This window comes from Burkholderia sp. MR1-5-21 (genome assembly GCF_053427715.1).
On record NZ_JBSAXD010000016.1, the window covers coordinates 34,272 to 48,756 of the forward strand.

At 67.3% G+C, this 14,485-nt stretch carries 13 protein-coding genes and 1 pseudogene; 7 read left to right on the plus strand and 7 right to left on the minus strand.

What is annotated here, in order from left to right; all coding sequences use genetic code 11:
- Positions 1-123 precede the first annotated feature (123 nt).
- A pseudogene (locus ACV229_RS21740) lies at positions 124-1,243 on the minus strand (AraC family transcriptional regulator ligand-binding domain-containing protein).
- Positions 1,244-1,319: 76 nt separating this feature from the next.
- On the opposite strand from ACV229_RS21740, the gene ACV229_RS21745 reads away from it, so the two are divergent.
- Positions 1,320-3,353, plus strand: coding sequence for an oxidoreductase (locus ACV229_RS21745; RefSeq protein WP_448085169.1), 2,034 nt, complete (start codon positions 1,320-1,322; stop codon positions 3,351-3,353).
- A 191-nt stretch (positions 3,354-3,544) separates the two neighbouring features.
- Here ACV229_RS21745 and ACV229_RS21750 read toward each other — a convergent pair whose 3' ends face one another.
- Together ACV229_RS21750 and ACV229_RS21755 are read right to left on the minus strand one after the other, a co-directional pair.
- Positions 3,545-3,949 (minus strand): DUF2471 family protein, encoded by a 405-nt coding sequence (locus ACV229_RS21750; protein WP_448085170.1) that lies wholly within the window; start codon positions 3,947-3,949, stop codon positions 3,545-3,547.
- Between the two features lie 345 nt (positions 3,950-4,294).
- Positions 4,295-5,188 carry a LysR family transcriptional regulator gene (locus ACV229_RS21755; protein ID WP_448085171.1) on the minus strand — a complete coding sequence of 298 codons (894 nt, stop codon included), beginning with the start codon at positions 5,186-5,188 and terminating at the stop codon, positions 4,295-4,297.
- An 87-nt stretch (positions 5,189-5,275) separates the two neighbouring features.
- Between ACV229_RS21755 and ACV229_RS21760 the strand changes: the two genes are divergently transcribed.
- Positions 5,276-6,064: an NAD(P)H-dependent oxidoreductase gene (locus ACV229_RS21760; RefSeq protein ID WP_448085172.1), complete on the plus strand. Its 789-nt coding sequence runs from the start codon at positions 5,276-5,278 to the stop codon at positions 6,062-6,064.
- Positions 6,065-6,273: 209 nt separating this feature from the next.
- On the opposite strand, the gene catC is transcribed toward ACV229_RS21760, so the two are convergent.
- From catC to ACV229_RS21775, 3 genes are read right to left on the minus strand one after another with little or no spacing between them, the layout of a single operon-like run.
- Positions 6,274-6,564, minus strand: a complete 291-nt coding sequence (gene catC, locus ACV229_RS21765; protein WP_448085173.1) for a muconolactone Delta-isomerase — start codon at positions 6,562-6,564, stop codon at positions 6,274-6,276.
- A 38-nt stretch (positions 6,565-6,602) separates the two neighbouring features.
- Complete coding sequence (catA, locus tag ACV229_RS21770; protein ID WP_448085174.1) at positions 6,603-7,505, minus strand: catechol 1,2-dioxygenase; 903 nt, start codon at positions 7,503-7,505, stop codon at positions 6,603-6,605.
- A gap of 33 nt (positions 7,506-7,538) precedes the next feature.
- Positions 7,539-8,672, minus strand: a complete 1,134-nt coding sequence (locus ACV229_RS21775; RefSeq protein WP_448085175.1) for a muconate/chloromuconate family cycloisomerase — start codon at positions 8,670-8,672, stop codon at positions 7,539-7,541.
- Between the two features lie 91 nt (positions 8,673-8,763).
- Between ACV229_RS21775 and ACV229_RS21780 the strand changes: the two genes are divergently transcribed.
- Positions 8,764-9,654 carry a LysR family transcriptional regulator gene (locus ACV229_RS21780; RefSeq protein WP_448085176.1) on the plus strand — a complete coding sequence of 297 codons (891 nt, stop codon included), beginning with the start codon at positions 8,764-8,766 and terminating at the stop codon, positions 9,652-9,654.
- A 217-nt stretch (positions 9,655-9,871) separates the two neighbouring features.
- Here ACV229_RS21780 and andR read toward each other — a convergent pair whose 3' ends face one another.
- Positions 9,872-10,831: an anthranilate 1,2-dioxygenase regulatory protein AndR gene (andR, locus tag ACV229_RS21785; protein ID WP_448085295.1), complete on the minus strand. Its 960-nt coding sequence runs from the start codon at positions 10,829-10,831 to the stop codon at positions 9,872-9,874.
- A gap of 214 nt (positions 10,832-11,045) precedes the next feature.
- Here andR and andAc point away from each other — a divergent pair, with 214 nt between their 5' ends.
- The 4 genes from andAc to andAa are packed head-to-tail and all read left to right on the plus strand — an operon-like array spanning position 11,046 to position 14,371.
- A complete protein-coding gene (andAc, locus tag ACV229_RS21790) occupies positions 11,046-12,317 on the plus strand; it encodes an anthranilate 1,2-dioxygenase large subunit AndAc (RefSeq protein ID WP_448085177.1) in 1,272 nt (423 codons plus the stop codon).
- A gap of 14 nt (positions 12,318-12,331) precedes the next feature.
- A complete protein-coding gene (andAd, locus tag ACV229_RS21795; protein ID WP_448085178.1) occupies positions 12,332-12,808 on the plus strand; it encodes an anthranilate 1,2-dioxygenase small subunit AndAd in 477 nt (158 codons plus the stop codon).
- Between the two features lie 14 nt (positions 12,809-12,822).
- The gene (andAb, locus tag ACV229_RS21800; protein ID WP_448085179.1) at positions 12,823-13,149 is read left to right on the plus strand and encodes an anthranilate 1,2-dioxygenase ferredoxin subunit AndAb; all 327 of its coding nucleotides are present in this window, start codon (positions 12,823-12,825) and stop codon (positions 13,147-13,149) included.
- A complete protein-coding gene (gene andAa / locus ACV229_RS21805; protein ID WP_448085180.1) occupies positions 13,139-14,371 on the plus strand; it encodes an anthranilate 1,2-dioxygenase system ferredoxin--NAD(+) reductase in 1,233 nt (410 codons plus the stop codon). Before andAb ends, andAa begins: the two co-directional genes overlap by 11 nt.
- Positions 14,372-14,485: the final 114 nt, after the last annotated feature.

Genomic DNA, 14,485 nt, shown 5'->3' on the forward strand with positions numbered 1-14,485 from the left:
CCCGTTCATCGACCGCCGGCGACTTGATGGGCACGCGGCAATTGCCGGGATCAGCGCCGGAAGGCGCGCGTGAACGTCCCCGATCCCGGCTCCGCGAACGCATCGTCGCTTGGGGCGCGACGCTCAAGGTTCGCCATCGTTTCCTTTTTCATGCGTGGCCGCTGTCCCCGTCAACGCGGCGGCCGCGTCGCGAAATGCGCTCGGCGTCTGCCCGGTCCAGCGCCGGAACGCCCGCGTGAAATTCGCCGGATCGGTGAATTGAAGGCGCTCGGCGATGGTTTTCAGGTCGAGATCCGACGCCGCGAGCAACTGCTTCGCATCCCGATACCGCGCTTCGTCGAGCAACCGCCGATAGCTCGCGCCAGCTTCCTCTAATCGCCGCCGCAGCGTGCGCGTCGACACGAGCAGTTGCTGCGCGAGTGTCTCCGGCCCCGGATACCCGCCCGCCGCGCGCGCCAGCTCGGCCCGCACACGCTCGACCAGATCGCCTTCCTCCTGCCTGACCTGCGCGAATTCGCGCTCGACCTGCACAAGTGCCTGCCGGTGCGCGACTTCGTCGGCGAGCGGCAGCGGCCAGTCGAGCACGTCGTGCGCGATCCACAGCGCGTTGGCTGCGCAGCCGAATCGCACCGGAGGCAGCTGATCGCGATAACGCGCGAAATATTCCGGTTCCGGCCACGCGAACTGCAGCGCGATGTCCGGCGATGCGCGCCCGGACAACTGCGCGATGCTCTGCGCAAGCCCGGTCAGCACGAACTCGAACATCACGTGATGCTGCAGCACGGGGCTTGCCTGCACGCCATGCAGTTCGAGCGTCGCGCCGTGCGCGTCCTCGGCATAGGTCAGACGGTATTGCCGGTTGCGCATCCGGAAGTAGCGGATCGTCACCTGCAGCGATTCGCGGATGTCCCGCGCGGTCAGCGTCGCGTAGCCGAGAAAGCCGTGCACGGTCGTCTTGAGCTGGAGCCCGAACGCGAGGCCGATCCCTTCGTCGCCGCCGATCGCGATCGCGTTCAGCACGAGCCGGCCCCATTGCGACGGCGCGACGCGCGCGTCCGGCTCGGCCAGCACGGTGTCGCGCAGGCCCGTGCCCGCGCGCACCGCGGCAAGATCGACGCCGCGCGCGGCCAGCACCTGCAGCAGCAGGCGCGGATAGGCGACCGGAATCGTTGGCCGGCGCAGCCCGAGGCGGTCCTTGGCAAGCGGGGAAGTCATCGGTTCCTTGGCCGGAAATGACAAGCATTATGGCTGTTTGCCCCCTCACGTTCAAGGCGGCGCGCGGCCTACGATGACAGTCATCGCTTTCCGTTCCAACGATCATGACGACACAGTTTCCGCACCTGCTGGCGCCGCTCGATCTCGGCTTCACGACGCTGAAGAACCGCGTGCTGATGGGCTCGATGCATACGGGCCTCGAGGACAGCCGCAAGACGCTGCCGCGGCTTGCCGAGTATTTCGCCGAACGCGCGCGCGGCGGCGTCGGCCTGATGGTCACCGGCGGCTTCGCGCCGAACGTGGCCGGCTGGACCAAGCCGTTCGGCGGCACGCTCGCAACGTCGTCGGCCGCACGCCGGCATCGCGTGATCACCGACGCCGTGCACGCCGAAGACGGCAAGATCGCGTTGCAGATCCTGCACACGGGCCGCTACGGCTATCACCCGTTCGCGGTCGCGCCGTCGAAGCTCAAGTCGCCGATCTCGCCGTTCACGCCGCACGCGCTGACCGCGCGCGGCATCGAGCGGCAGATCCGTGCATTCGTCCGCTGCGCGCAGCTCGCGCGCGAGGGCGGCTACGACGGTGTCGAGATCATGGGCTCCGAGGGCTACCTGATCAACCAGTTCATCTCGCTGCACACCAACAAGCGCACCGACGAGTGGGGCGGTGCTTACGAGAACCGCATCCGCCTGCCGATCGAGATCATCGAGCGTACGCGCGAGGCGGTCGGCCGCGACTTCATCCTGATCTACCGACTGTCGATGCTCGACCTGATCCCGGACGGCAGCGACTGGAACGAGGTCGTGCAGCTCGCGAAGGCCGTCGAGCGCGCGGGCGCAACGATCATCAACACGGGGATCGGCTGGCACGAGGCGCGCGTGCCGACGATCGCGACGTCGGTGCCGCGCGGCGCGTTCGCGTGGGTCACGAAGAAGATGAAAGGCGAGGTCGGCATCCCGCTCGTGACGACGAACCGGATCAACCGGCCGGAAGTCGCCGAGCAGATCCTGGCGGACGGCTGCGCGGACATGGTGTCGATGGCGCGTCCGCTGCTCGCCGACGCCGAATTCGTGAACAAGGCCGCGCAGGGGCGCGCGGACGAGATCAACACGTGCATCGGTTGCAACCAGGCGTGTCTCGACCATGCGTTCAAGAACCGGATCGCGTCGTGTTTGTTGAACCCGCGTGCTTGCCACGAGACGGAGCTGAAATACGCGCCGGCGCCGAAGGCGAAGCGCATCGCCGTCGTCGGCGCGGGGCCGGCCGGGCTCGCGTGTTCGACAGTGCTCGCGCAGCGCGGCCATCGGGTCGACCTGTTCGATGCGGCGGCCGACATCGGCGGCCAGTTCAACATGGCGAAGCGGATCCCGGGCAAGGAGGAGTTCCATGAGGCGCTGCGCTATTTCCGCCGGCAGATCGAGTTGACCGGTGTGTCGCTGCACCTGAACCGGCGTGTCGACGCGAGCGACCTGATCGCGGGCGGTTACGACGAAATCGTGCTCGCGACCGGCGTGTCGCCGCGCGATCCCAAGATCCCGGGGCAGGACGGCGCGAACGTGTTGAGCTATATCGACGTGCTCGCGGGCAACCGGCCGGTCGGCAAGCGGGTCGCGGTGATCGGCGCGGGCGGGATCGGCTTCGACGTCGCGGAGTTTCTGGTGCAGGACGGCGTGTCGCCGGCGCTCGATCTCGACGAATGGAAGGCCGAATGGGGTGTGACGGATCCGGCCGCGACGCGCGGCGGCGTGACGCGCGCGCAGACGACGCCGCCGGCCCGTGAGGTCACGCTGCTGCAGCGCAAGGCCGCGCCGCTCGGCAAGGGGCTCGGCAAGACGACCGGCTGGATTCACCGCGCGACGCTGAAGATGAAGCAGGTGAAGATGATCGGCGGCGTGAACTACGAGCGGATCGACGCGCGCGGGCTGCACGTGTCGTACGGCGAGAAGCGCACCGATCCGGAGCTGATCGAGGTCGACACGATCGTGCTGTGTGCGGGCCAGGAACCGCAGCGCGCGCTCGTCGAGCCGCTGCAGGCGGCGGGGCGGTCGGTGCACCTGATCGGCGGCGCGGAACTGGCCGCCGAACTCGATGCGAAGCGTGCGATCGACCAGGGCGCAAGGCTGGCGGCGCGGCTGTAACGCGCGTATTGCGTGCCGCAGGGCGGTGCTCCCGTACGGCCACGTACTTGTCGCAGCGTCAGCTCCCGCCCAACGATCGCTTTCGCATCGCGCGTGCGATCGTCGGGCCTGATTCGCCATCGGCGGTGTGAACAGCGGCCGATATTGGCTGTCGGCCGGTTCACACCGCTGACGGCGCACGCTGCCGATGCTCAGGCGGCCTCGGCCTGCTCCGCGGCTTCCGCCTCGAGCATCGCCTTCACGATCAGATAGACGGCCGGCAGGTCGTCGTCGTCGCGGCGCCAGTCCACCGGATCCTCGACGTCCGCGGCCAGCAGGCGGCTGTCGCGCAGCCGGATGAACGCGTCGATCACCGCCGGATCGTTCCGGTTCAGGAACCCCGAATTCGAGAAAGCCAGCTCCTCGACGTCGAGCAGCGCGCGCCAGCTCATCGTGCGCACCGCGGCCGGGTGCGTGCGCCGGCGCAGGCCGAGCGCACGCTGGGCCGGCCCGCCGACGACACGCTGCAGGTCGACGACCGCCCGCTGCGCGGCGCGCTCGAAGTGGACGGGATTGAAGCCGGGTTGCTCGGGATCGAAAGCGGATGACTGGAACATGGTCGCCTCACAAGGTCCGTCCGTCGAAGGTGACGGAAATCGGGTCATATGGTCAAAAGCACTGTAAATATATACAGTGATTCGGGCGGTTTCAAGTCCTGGATCGAGAAAATTGGCAGTGGCTGTCAGCGAGCGGGTGGGGAGATTGGCGAGGGCGATCAGCGAGGGCACCGGATGAGGGTGACTGGCGAAGACGATCAGCGAGGGCAACGGATGGGGGCGACTGGCAAAGACTATCCGCGCGAGTAACCTGCGGAGGTGGCCAGAGTGGGGAGCCGGCGGAGTCACTCGGCGAGCGCCATCGACAGTCCGTCGTTGCGACGCGCCGAGCCGGCCGCATGCGGGTCACACCGAAGCGGCGATCGTGTCGCGCAGCCAGCGATGGGCCGGGTCGCGATGCGCGCGTTCGTGCCACAGCATCGACATCTCGTAACCGGGCACCTCGACAGGCGCATCGACGATCCGCAGCGCGGGTGCGTCGCGCACGAGGCGCTCGGGCAGCATCGCGACGAGATCGGTATGGGTGACGGCCGAGATCGCGAACAGGAAATGCGGCACGGACAGCGCAACCCGGCGCGTGACGCCGAGCGGCTCGAGCGCCTTGTCCGTCACAGCGACGAATCCTCCCCCGTCCGGCGACACGATCACGAACTCGAGCGCGCAGAACTGCGCGAGCGTCGGCCGCCGTTTCAGCTTCGGATGTCCGGCGCGGCCGACGAGCACGTAGCGCTCGGTGAAGAGCGCGCGGCGCCGCATGCCCTCCGGCGAACCGTCAGTCGTGTGAAACGCGATGTCGATTTCGCCCAGCTCGGCCTGCTTCGTGATGCGCGGCGGCGCGAGTTCGACGACCGCGACGCGTGTGCCGGGCGCGGCCGAGTACAGCTTGTTCAATGTCGGCAGCACGATCGTCGATTCCGCGTAGTCGGTCGCGGCGAGTCGCCACGTATGGGTCGCGGTGCCCGGATCGAACGGCGTGGCAGGCAGTACCGCACGCTCGACGGATTCGAGCGCTTCCCGCAGCGGTTCGCGCAGCGCCTCGGCGCGTGCGGTCGGCCGCATTCCGCGCGGGCCGGGCAGCAGCAGCGGATCGCCGAACACGTCCCGCAGCTTCTGCAACTGCACGCTGACCGATGGCTGCGACATGTTCAGCTTCTCGGCCGCGCGCGTGACGTTGTGCTCGGACAGCAGCACGTCGAGCGTGACGAGCAGGTTCAGGTCGAGACGTCTGAGATTAGTCATGGCTATACCTGGGATATTGGAAATTCATTTCAAATATACCTACAGGTTCGGCATCCTGCTGACATTCAAGCAACGGAGTGCCTGGTCATGAATGTTCTTATCGTCTACGCCCATCCCGAGCCGCGGTCGCTGAACGGCGCGCTGCGGGATTTCGCCGTGCAGCGTCTCGAAGCGGCAGGCCATACGGTGCAGGTGTCGGACCTGTACGCGATGAACTGGAAAACGACGCTCGACGCGGACGATATCCCGGACCTCGCGCCCGATATGCGCTTCGATCCGTCGGTCGACTCGAAGCGCGCGTTCGAGCGAGGCACACAACCCGACGACATCGCGCGCGAACAGGCGAAGCTGAAGTGGGCCGATGCGGTGATCCTGCAGTTCCCGCTGTGGTGGTTCACGATGCCGGCGATCATGAAGGGTTGGGTCGAGCGCGTGTATGCGTGCGGCTTCGCGTATGGGGTCGGCGAGCATTCGGATTCGCACTGGGGTAATCGGTACGGCGAAGGCTCGCTCGCGGGCAAGCGCGCGATGGTGCTCGTGACGACGGGCGGCTGGGAATCGCACTACAGCCCGCGTGGCATCAACGGCGCGATCGACCAGGTGCTGTTCCCGATCCAGCACGGGATCCTGTTTTACCCGGGCTTCGACGTGCTGCCGCCGTTCGTGATCTACCGGACGGGAAAGATGGATGACGCGCGGTTTGCGGCAACGCGCGATGCGCTCGGTGCGCGTCTCGACAGTCTGTGGGAGACGTCGCCGATTCCGTTCCGCCGGCAGAATTTCGGCGATTACGACATTCCTGCGTTGACGTTGAAGGCGGAGATCGCGCCGGAACGGGTGGGGTTCGCGGCGCATGTGGAGGAGGCGGGGCGTTGACGCCCGATCAGTGACGGTCGCGGAGGCGCCGTTCGATATGCAGGCGTCCGGGCGGCGGGGAGCGCCCGGAGATGCAGACCGTGCGAGCACGCGATAAGGCGCGCAAAGCCCGATCACGAAGTGAAGCGGGCGGCCTGAGTGGAATCACAGGTCGCCCGCGTTGCGCATTCTCGCGGCCGCACTGCGACGGCCACGTTTGCACTGCTCAATTACCGATCATCTTCCCGAATCGAAGACGGATGCCGGCACAGCGCCCGCACCTCGAGGTTCATGTACGGAAACAGCGGCAACTGGCTCAACGTGTCATGCAGTTGCTGCACGCTGTCGACATCGAAAATGCTGACGTTCGCATACTGCCCTGCGATCCGCCACAGATGTCGCCAGACGCCTTCGTGCATCAGGCGCTGGCACATTGCCTTCTCTTCGGCCTTCAGCGTCGCCGCCTTGACCGGATCCATATCCGCCGGCAGATGGACGGTCATTTCCACATGAAACAGCATCACTCGCTCCTTGCGTTATCGGTTCGTCGCACAACCGCTCAGGCTTGCGCGCGCACGCGTTCGACTTCGCTCTCCGGCACGTTCGCGCGATCCTTGATCAGCGTGAAGTCGAAGTCGATCAGCGCGAACTGGCCATCGACGCCGTAAGGCTTGCCTTCCGCGCCTTCGGCTTGCTTGACCTTCGGAATCAGCCCTTCGCGAGTCGCGAACGCGAAGTCGTCCCAGATGTGCGGATCGCCTTCGATGTTGATCTGCGTCGTCAGCTTACGATAACCGTCCGCGGAAACGAAGAAGTGAATGTGCGCGGGACGATGGCCGTGACGGCCGAGCTGGTCGAGCAGCTGCTCGGTCTTGCTGCCCGGCGGCACGCTGTAGCCGACCGGCAGCACGCTGCGGAAGCTGTAGCGGCCTTCGGCGTCGGTGCGGATCGAGCGGCGCAGGTTGAACGCCGGCTGCGATTGATCGAAGTACGAATAGTTGCCGAGATGGTTCGCGTGCCACACTTCGACGAGCGCGTTCGCGAGCGGCGCACCATCGTCGCCGAGCACCTGGCCGCGCATGATGAGCGTCTGGCCCGGATCGGTGCCGTCGTCGAGGCGCGCGTGGCCGACCGATTCCGGCGCGCCCGCGACATACAGCGGCCCTTCGATCGTGCGCGGCGTGCCGCCGTGGATGCCGGCCTTCGCTTCGGCTTCGTCCATCCGCACGTCGAGGAAGCGTTCGAAACCGAGGCCCGCGGCGATCAGGCCGAATTCCTTGCCGGCTTCGTTCAGGTAGTTGAGCGCGGTCCAGAACTCGCTCGGCTGCACGTCGAAATCCTCGATCGTGTAGCACAGGTCCTTCACGATCCGGTTGACGATCGCGCGCACGCGCGGGTTGCCGGGCTTTTCAGCGGCATCGTCGAAGGTCTTCAGCAGCGCGTCGATGGCGTCCTTGTTCATCTGTGTCTCCAATATCGGGTGTCGTGCGGGGAATCAGCGGGCGTCGCGTCGCATCCGTTCGATGCGGGCCCAGTCGAAGGTAATGCCGAGGCCGGGCGTCGCCGGCAGGTGCAGCTTGAAATCCTCGTAACGCAGCGGCTCGACGAGGATCTCCTCGGTCAGCAGCAGCGGGCCGAACAGCTCGGTGCCCCATTGCAGCGAGCCGAACGTGCTGAACAGTTGCGCGGATGCCATCGTGCCGGCCGCGCCTTCGAGCATCGTGCCGCCGTACAGGCCGATGCCGGCCGCCGACGCAATCGCCGCGACGCTCGCCGCGCCCTGCAGGCCGCCCGATTGCGCGATCTTCACTGCGAACACGTCGGCTGCGCGGTCCTGCGCGAGCGCGAATGCATCGACGGGGCCATGCAGCGCTTCGTCGGCCATGATCGGAATCTGCGCGAGCTGCGTGAGGCGCTTCAGGCCCGCGCGGTTGGCCGCCGCGATCGGCTGCTCGACGAGGCTCACGCCGGCCTCCGCGAGACGCGGGCCGGCCCAGATCGCGTCGGTTTCGGTCCACGCCTGGTTCACGTCGATCCGCACGTCGCCGCGCTCGCCGAGCGCGCGCTTGATCGCGATCACGTGCGCGACGTCGTCGGCCACCGCGTTCGAGCCGATCTTCAGCTTGAACGTGCGGTGGCGGCGCGCGTCGAGCATCGCTTCGGCTTCCGCGATGTCGCGCTGCGTGTCGCCGCTCGCGAGCGTCCAGGCAACGTCGACCGCGTCGGTCGTGCGGCCGCCGAACAGCTCGGACAGCGGCACGCCGAGGCGGCGTGCCTGCGCGTCGAACAGCGCGGTTTCGAGCGCGCACTTCGCGAAGCGGTTGCCCTGGAACAGCTTGCGCGCCCGCGCCATCGCGGCGCCCGGACGGGTGGCGTCCAGCCCTTGCAGCAGCGGCGCGAAGTAGGTGTCGATGTTGACCTTGATGCTCTCCGGGCTTTCCTCGCCGTATGCGAGGCCCCCGATCGTCGTCGCTTCGCCGACGCCCTCGATACCGTCCGAGCATCGAACCCGGACCAGTACGAGGGTCTGGCAATTCATCGTGGCGACCGACAGCTTGTGGGGGCGGATCGTCGGCACGTCGACAAGCAGTGTCTCGACGCGGTCGATGGTGGCGGCAGTTGCTATCATGCGATTCCTCCTGTTGGTGCACATGGTAGGAACAACCGCCCGGCGGCGTCCAACACTCTTTCCGACTACTTCCATACTTTCGAGGTATGCAATGGAATTGCGTCAGCTCCGGTACTTCATGGCCGTCGCCGAGGAGATGAACATCACGCGGGCGGCCGAGCGCCTGCACATGACGCAGCCGCCGCTCAGCCGCCAGCTTCAGGCGATCGAGGACGAGATCGGCCTGCCGCTGTTCGAGCGCGGCGCGCGGCCGCTGAAGCTGACGGAGGCGGGGCGGGTGTTCTATGCGCAGGCGAAGCGGCTCGTCGACCAGGCCGACGAGCTCGGCCCGCTGACGCGGCGGCTCGCGCAGATGTCCGAGCGGATCGTGATCGGCTTCGTGCCGTCGACGCTGTACGGCGCGCTGCCGGACGTGATCCGCGCGTTCCGCGAGGCGCAGCCGGACGTCGAGCTGTCGCTGATCGAAATGTTCACGCTCGAGCAGCTCGGCGCGCTGAAAGGCGGGCGCATCGACGTCGGGTTCGGCCGGCTGCGGTTCGACGACGACCAGCTCGTGCGCGAGGCGCTGATCGAGGAAAAGCTGATCGCGGCGCTGCCGGTCGGCCATCCGCTCGCCGATCCGGACCGGCCGCTCACACTGGCCGATGTCGCGAACGAGACGCTGATCGTCTATCCGAGCACGCCGCGGCCGAGTTTCGCGGACCAGCAGTTGTCCGCGCTGCGCGACGGCGGGCTCGCGCCGGCCGCCGTGCATGAAGTGCGCGAATTGCAGACGGCGCTCGGGCTCGTCGCCGCAAAGGTCGGCGTGTCGCTGGTGCCGGAGAGTGTCGAGGGCGTGCGGGTGAGGGGCGTCGTGTACCGCCGCCTGCCAGAGCCGGTCGCGACGTCGCCGATCATCATGAGCCGCCGGCTGCATGACGAAAGCCCCGCGACGGCGGCGTTCTGCGCGATCGCCCGCGCGATGATCGCGCCGGCGGGCTGACGACGGCTTTTGCGACGCGTATCGCAACTAACGGTCAGTTCCGGGGCCCTACATCGGCACGGGGCCGTGCAGTGAACCTGCTTGCAGGCGCAGGCGCAGGCGCAGGCGCAGGCGCAGGCGCAGGCGCAGGCGCAGGCGCAGCCGCAGGCGAAAAAAATGATGAAGAACGTGAACGCCGTGGCCGAAAACGCGCAGGAAATTCGCCCCGCACGCCGCCTCAGCGCTTGCCGTCGAGCGTCTCCGACGGCAGTTCGCCGAACGTTTCCCGATACGCGATCGCAAACCGGCCGAGGTGCGTGAAGCCGCAGTCGAGCGCGATGTCGGCGATCCGCCGCTCGCTGCCCGCGGCGCGCAGCAGGTCACGTGCATGCTCGAGCCGCGCGTGGCGCAGGTACTGCATCGGACTCATCCCGCGAAACTGGATGAACGCATCGCGCAGTGTGCGCTCCGGCACGCCGGCCGCGCCGACGATGTCGGCGAGCTGCAGCGGCTGCGCGTAGTGGGCCGCGACGAATTCCTGCGCGCGCCGCATGAAGCCCGGCACGGGGTCGTGGCGCGATGGGGGAATGGCCGACGGCGGATGCCCTTCGATCAGCAGGTCGATCAGCAGGTGTTCGAGTTGCGACGCGACGCGCGGATTCGCGCTCGCGCGCTCGAGCAGGGCCGGTGAGCCCGCGACCAGCATCAGCTGCTGGCGCCACGCGGCAAGCGCCGCGTCGCTCACGCGCAGCACGGGGTCGAGCGTCGCGCGCGGATCGCCGGTCAGCGCAGCGACGGTGGCCGCATCGATGCGCAGCACGAACTGCTCGCAATCGGCGGACAGCTGCGCATCGAAGCGCTCGCCTGGCGCGCACAGCACGCCGGTCTGCCCGTCGACGCCGACCTGCCGGCCCATCGCCCGCACGTCGGCCTGCCCGGACAGGCAGAACATCAAAAGGTAATAGCCGTCGACCGCGTCGACCTGCACGCGCATCGGTTCGCCGAACGCGATCGCGCCGATCCCGAGCCCGCCGATCCGCACGAAATCCATGTGCGACGCGCCGTGCACGCGGCCGCTCGGCAGCAGCGCATGCGGCTGCATCACGCGCGAGATCCGCTCGCGCGTCTCGTCGAGATCGCGGGATTCGAACAGCCGGTGCGCGCGCAGCGCGAGCGGCTCGAACGACATTGGGGGCATGGGCATCGGTCTGGTTATTGGGACGCGTGCTTCGATCCGACGAATGGGGCGGGATCGGACGACGGCGTCACGTGTGCCGCCATCCTAGCGCAGAAACCTGCCGGAAGTGGATACTGCGCCGCCACATTTGCAGATTCCGGATAGACGGCGGATTTTAGGTTTTCAAAAATTGGCTCCATCAAAACATCCCAACCGGATCGACAAGGAGTCCGACATGGAGCAGACAGAATCGCCAGTCCTGTTCGCGGCGCGCGGCGACGCGTCCGACGTGAGGTTCCCGCACGACGACGGCTCGCGCGTGCCGTACAAGGTGTTCAGCTCGCGCGCCGTCTATGACCGCGAGCAGGAACGCATCTTCCGCGGCCCGACGTGGAACTTCGTTGCGCTGGAAGCCGAAGTCCCGAATGCGGGCGACTTCAAGAGCACGTTCGTCGGCGACACGCCCGTCGTCGTCACGCGCGCCGAGGACGGCTCGCTTGCCGCGTGGGTGAACCGCTGCGCGCACCGTGGTGCGCAGGTGTGCCGCAAGTCGCGCGGCAACGCGACGTCGCATACCTGCGTCTATCACCAGTGGAGCTTCGACAACACCGGCAACCTGCTCGGCGTGCCGTTCCGGCGCGGCCAGAAGGGCATGACCGGGATGCCGTCGGATTTCGATCCGAAGCAGCACGGGCTGCGCAAGCTGCGCGTCGACAGCTATCGCGGCCTCGTGTTCGCGACCTTCAGCGACGACGTGATGCCGCTGCCCGACTATCTCGGCGAGCAGATGCGCCCGTGGATCGACCGGATCTTCCACAAGCCGATCGAATACCTCGGCTGCACGCGCCAGTACTCGAAGTCGAACTGGAAGCTGTACATGGAGAACGTGAAGGACCCGTATCACGCGAGCATGCTGCATCTGTTCCATACGACCTTCAACATCTTCCGCGTCGGCATGAAGGCACGCTCGATTCCGGATGCGAACCACGGGCTGCACAGCATCATCACCGTGACGAAGACAAACGACGACACGTCGGCCGCGTACAAGCAGCAGAACATCCGCTCGTTCGACGAGGGATTCCATCTGGAGGACGAATCGATCCTCGATCTCGTGTCCGAGTACGACGAGGACTGCACGAACCACATCCAGCCGATCTTCCCGCAACTCGTGATCCAGCAGATCCACAACACGCTGGTCGCGCGGCAGATCCTGCCGAAGGGGCCCGACAACTTCGAGCTGATCTTCCACTTCTTCGGTTATGCCGACGACACGCCTGAGCTGCGCGCGCTGCGCATCAAGCAGGCGAACCTCGTCGGGCCGGCCGGCTACATCTCGATGGAAGACACCGAAGCGACCGAGCTCGTGCAGCGCGGCACGGTGCGCGACGGCGACGCGACGTCGGTGATCGAGATGTCGCGCGGCAATCCGGACCAGCAGGACACGGTCATTACCGAAAGCCTGATCCGCAAGTTCTGGGTCGGCTACCAGAAGCTGATGGGCTATTGAAGCGGGAGCGTGAAATGACGGAAGACATGAAGACGTGGTTCGAAATCCACATGCTGCAGAACCGCTACATCGGCCACCTCGACAACAACCGGCTCGAACAGTGGCCGGAGATGTTCACCGAGGACTGCACGTACGAGATCGTGCCGAAGGAAAACGCCGACCTCGGGCTGCCGGTCGGGATCGTCCACTGCACGAACCAGCGGATGCTGCGCGACCGTGTGGTGTCGCTGCGGCACGCGAACATCTTTGAAGAGCACACGTACCGGCACATGACGTCGGGGCTGACGATCGTCGCGGCGCGCGACGGCGAGATCGACACCGAGAGCAACTATGTCGTCGTGCAGACGCGCAGCAACGGCGAATCGAACGTGTACCAGGCCGGCAAGTACTACGACACGGTCGTGCGTACGCCCGACGGTCTGCGCTACAAGACGAAGCGCGTGATCTACGACACGTCGCGCGTGCAGACACTGCTCGCCACCCCGATCTGACAGTGAGGAACGACATGAGCGAAGCAACGTTGACCGAGTGGCATCCGCTCGGCGCCTTCGACGAATTCTCCGAAGACGAACCGGCGGCGCGCGTCGCCGGGCAGAAACCGATCGCGATTTTCCGGATCGGCGACGAACTGTTCGCGATGCACGACCTGTGCACGCACGGTCACGCGCGGCTGTCGGAAGGCTATGTCGAGGACGGCTGCGTCGAATGCCCGCTGCATCAGGGGCTGATCGACATCCGCACCGGTGCGCCGAAATGCGCGCCGATCACGGAACCGGTGCGGACCTATCCGATCCGGATCGTCGACGGACAGGTGGAAGTCAATGTCGGCTGATCCCATCGTGATCGTCGGCGCCGGGCACGCCGCGCGGCGGGCCGCCGAGGCGCTGCGCGAGCGCGACGCCGACGTGCGCATCGTCATGATCGGCGCGGAGCGCGAACTGCCTTACGACCGGCCGGCATTGTCGAAGGACGCGTTGCTGAGCGACGACGGCGAGCAGCGTGCGTTCGTGCGCGATGCCGCGTGGTACGACGCGCAGCGGATCGAGCTGCGGCTCGGCACGCGGGTGGACGCGATCGAGCGCGACGCGCAGCGCGTGCGGCTCGCCGACGGCGCGACGCTGCCGTATCGGCGGCTCGTGCTTGCGACCGGCTCGCGGGTCCGCACGTTCGGCGGGCCGGTGGACGCGGGCGTGCCGCTGCACTATGTGCGCACGGTCGCCGATGCGCGCGCGCTGCGTGCGGCGCTGGCGCCGGGCAAGCACGTCGCGGTGCTCGGCGGCGGGTTCATCGGTCTGGAAGTCGCGGCGGCCGCGCGCCAGCTCGGCTGCGTAGTGACGGTGATCGACCCGGCTGCGCGATTGCTGCAGCGTGCGTTGCCTGAAGTGGTCGGCGCGTTTGCGCAACGGATGCACGACGGGCGCGGCGTCGGGTTCCGGCTGTCGACGCTGCCGCGCGCGATCCGGCGCGGCGCATCGGGCAAAGATTCGGGCGGTGCGGTGGTCGAGACGGATCGCGGCGACGTGCCGGCCGATGTCGTGGTCGTCGGGATCGGTGTCGTACCGAACGTCGAGCTCGCCGAAGCGGCGGGGCTCGACGTCGACAACGGCGTGCGCGTCGACGCGGGCTGCCGCACGAACGATCCGGCGATCTTCGCGGCGGGCGAGGTGACGATGCACTTCAATCCGCTGCTCGGCCGGCACGTGCGGATCGAGTCGTGGCAGGTCGCGGAGAACCAGCCGGCAGTCGCGGCGGCGAACGCGCTCGGTGCTGACGAGACCTATGCGGAGCTGCCGTGGCTCTGGTCGGATCAGTACGACTGCAACCTGCAGATGCTCGGGCTGTTCGGCGGCGAGAGGACCGCGGTCGTGCGCGGCGATCCGTCCAACGGGCCGTTCACGGTGTTCGGGCTCGGCGACGACGGCAAGATCGTCGCGGCCGCCGCAGTGCGCGCGGGGCGCGATATCGGTGCGTGCCGCCGGATGATCGCGGCGGGTGCGGTGCCCGATCCGGTGCGGCTTGCCGATCCGGCCGTGAACCTGAAGATGTTTTTGTGACGAAAGGGCGTGCGGTGGGCGTTGCCGGCTCGCATCGGCGATGACGCAGCCGGTCGTGCGCGCGTGGCAGGCGACTGCGAGGCGTGAGGCGTAAGGCGTAAGGCGTAAGGCGTA

What these genes read in the sequence shown, in the direction of transcription:
- ACV229_RS21780 (WP_448085176.1), top strand. Translation starts at nt 8,764, where the DNA reads ATGGAATTGCGTCAGCTCCGGTACTTCATGGCCGTCGCCGAGGAGATG.
- catA (WP_448085174.1), bottom strand. Translation starts at nt 7,505, where the DNA reads ATGAACAAGGACGCCATCGACGCGCTGCTGAAGACCTTCGACGATGCC.
- ACV229_RS21760 (WP_448085172.1), top strand. Translation starts at nt 5,276, where the DNA reads ATGAATGTTCTTATCGTCTACGCCCATCCCGAGCCGCGGTCGCTGAAC.
- ACV229_RS21755 (WP_448085171.1), bottom strand. Translation starts at nt 5,188, where the DNA reads ATGACTAATCTCAGACGTCTCGACCTGAACCTGCTCGTCACGCTCGAC.
- andAd (WP_448085178.1), top strand. Translation starts at nt 12,332, where the DNA reads ATGACGGAAGACATGAAGACGTGGTTCGAAATCCACATGCTGCAGAAC.
- andR (WP_448085295.1), bottom strand. Translation starts at nt 10,831, where the DNA reads ATGCCCCCAATGTCGTTCGAGCCGCTCGCGCTGCGCGCGCACCGGCTG.
- andAb (WP_448085179.1), top strand. Translation starts at nt 12,823, where the DNA reads ATGAGCGAAGCAACGTTGACCGAGTGGCATCCGCTCGGCGCCTTCGAC.
- ACV229_RS21750 (WP_448085170.1), bottom strand. Translation starts at nt 3,949, where the DNA reads ATGTTCCAGTCATCCGCTTTCGATCCCGAGCAACCCGGCTTCAATCCC.
- andAa (WP_448085180.1), top strand. Translation starts at nt 13,139, where the DNA reads ATGTCGGCTGATCCCATCGTGATCGTCGGCGCCGGGCACGCCGCGCGG.
- ACV229_RS21775 (WP_448085175.1), bottom strand. Translation starts at nt 8,672, where the DNA reads ATGATAGCAACTGCCGCCACCATCGACCGCGTCGAGACACTGCTTGTC.
- ACV229_RS21745 (WP_448085169.1), top strand. Translation starts at nt 1,320, where the DNA reads ATGACGACACAGTTTCCGCACCTGCTGGCGCCGCTCGATCTCGGCTTC.
- andAc (WP_448085177.1), top strand. Translation starts at nt 11,046, where the DNA reads ATGGAGCAGACAGAATCGCCAGTCCTGTTCGCGGCGCGCGGCGACGCG.
- catC (WP_448085173.1), bottom strand. Translation starts at nt 6,564, where the DNA reads ATGCTGTTTCATGTGGAAATGACCGTCCATCTGCCGGCGGATATGGAT.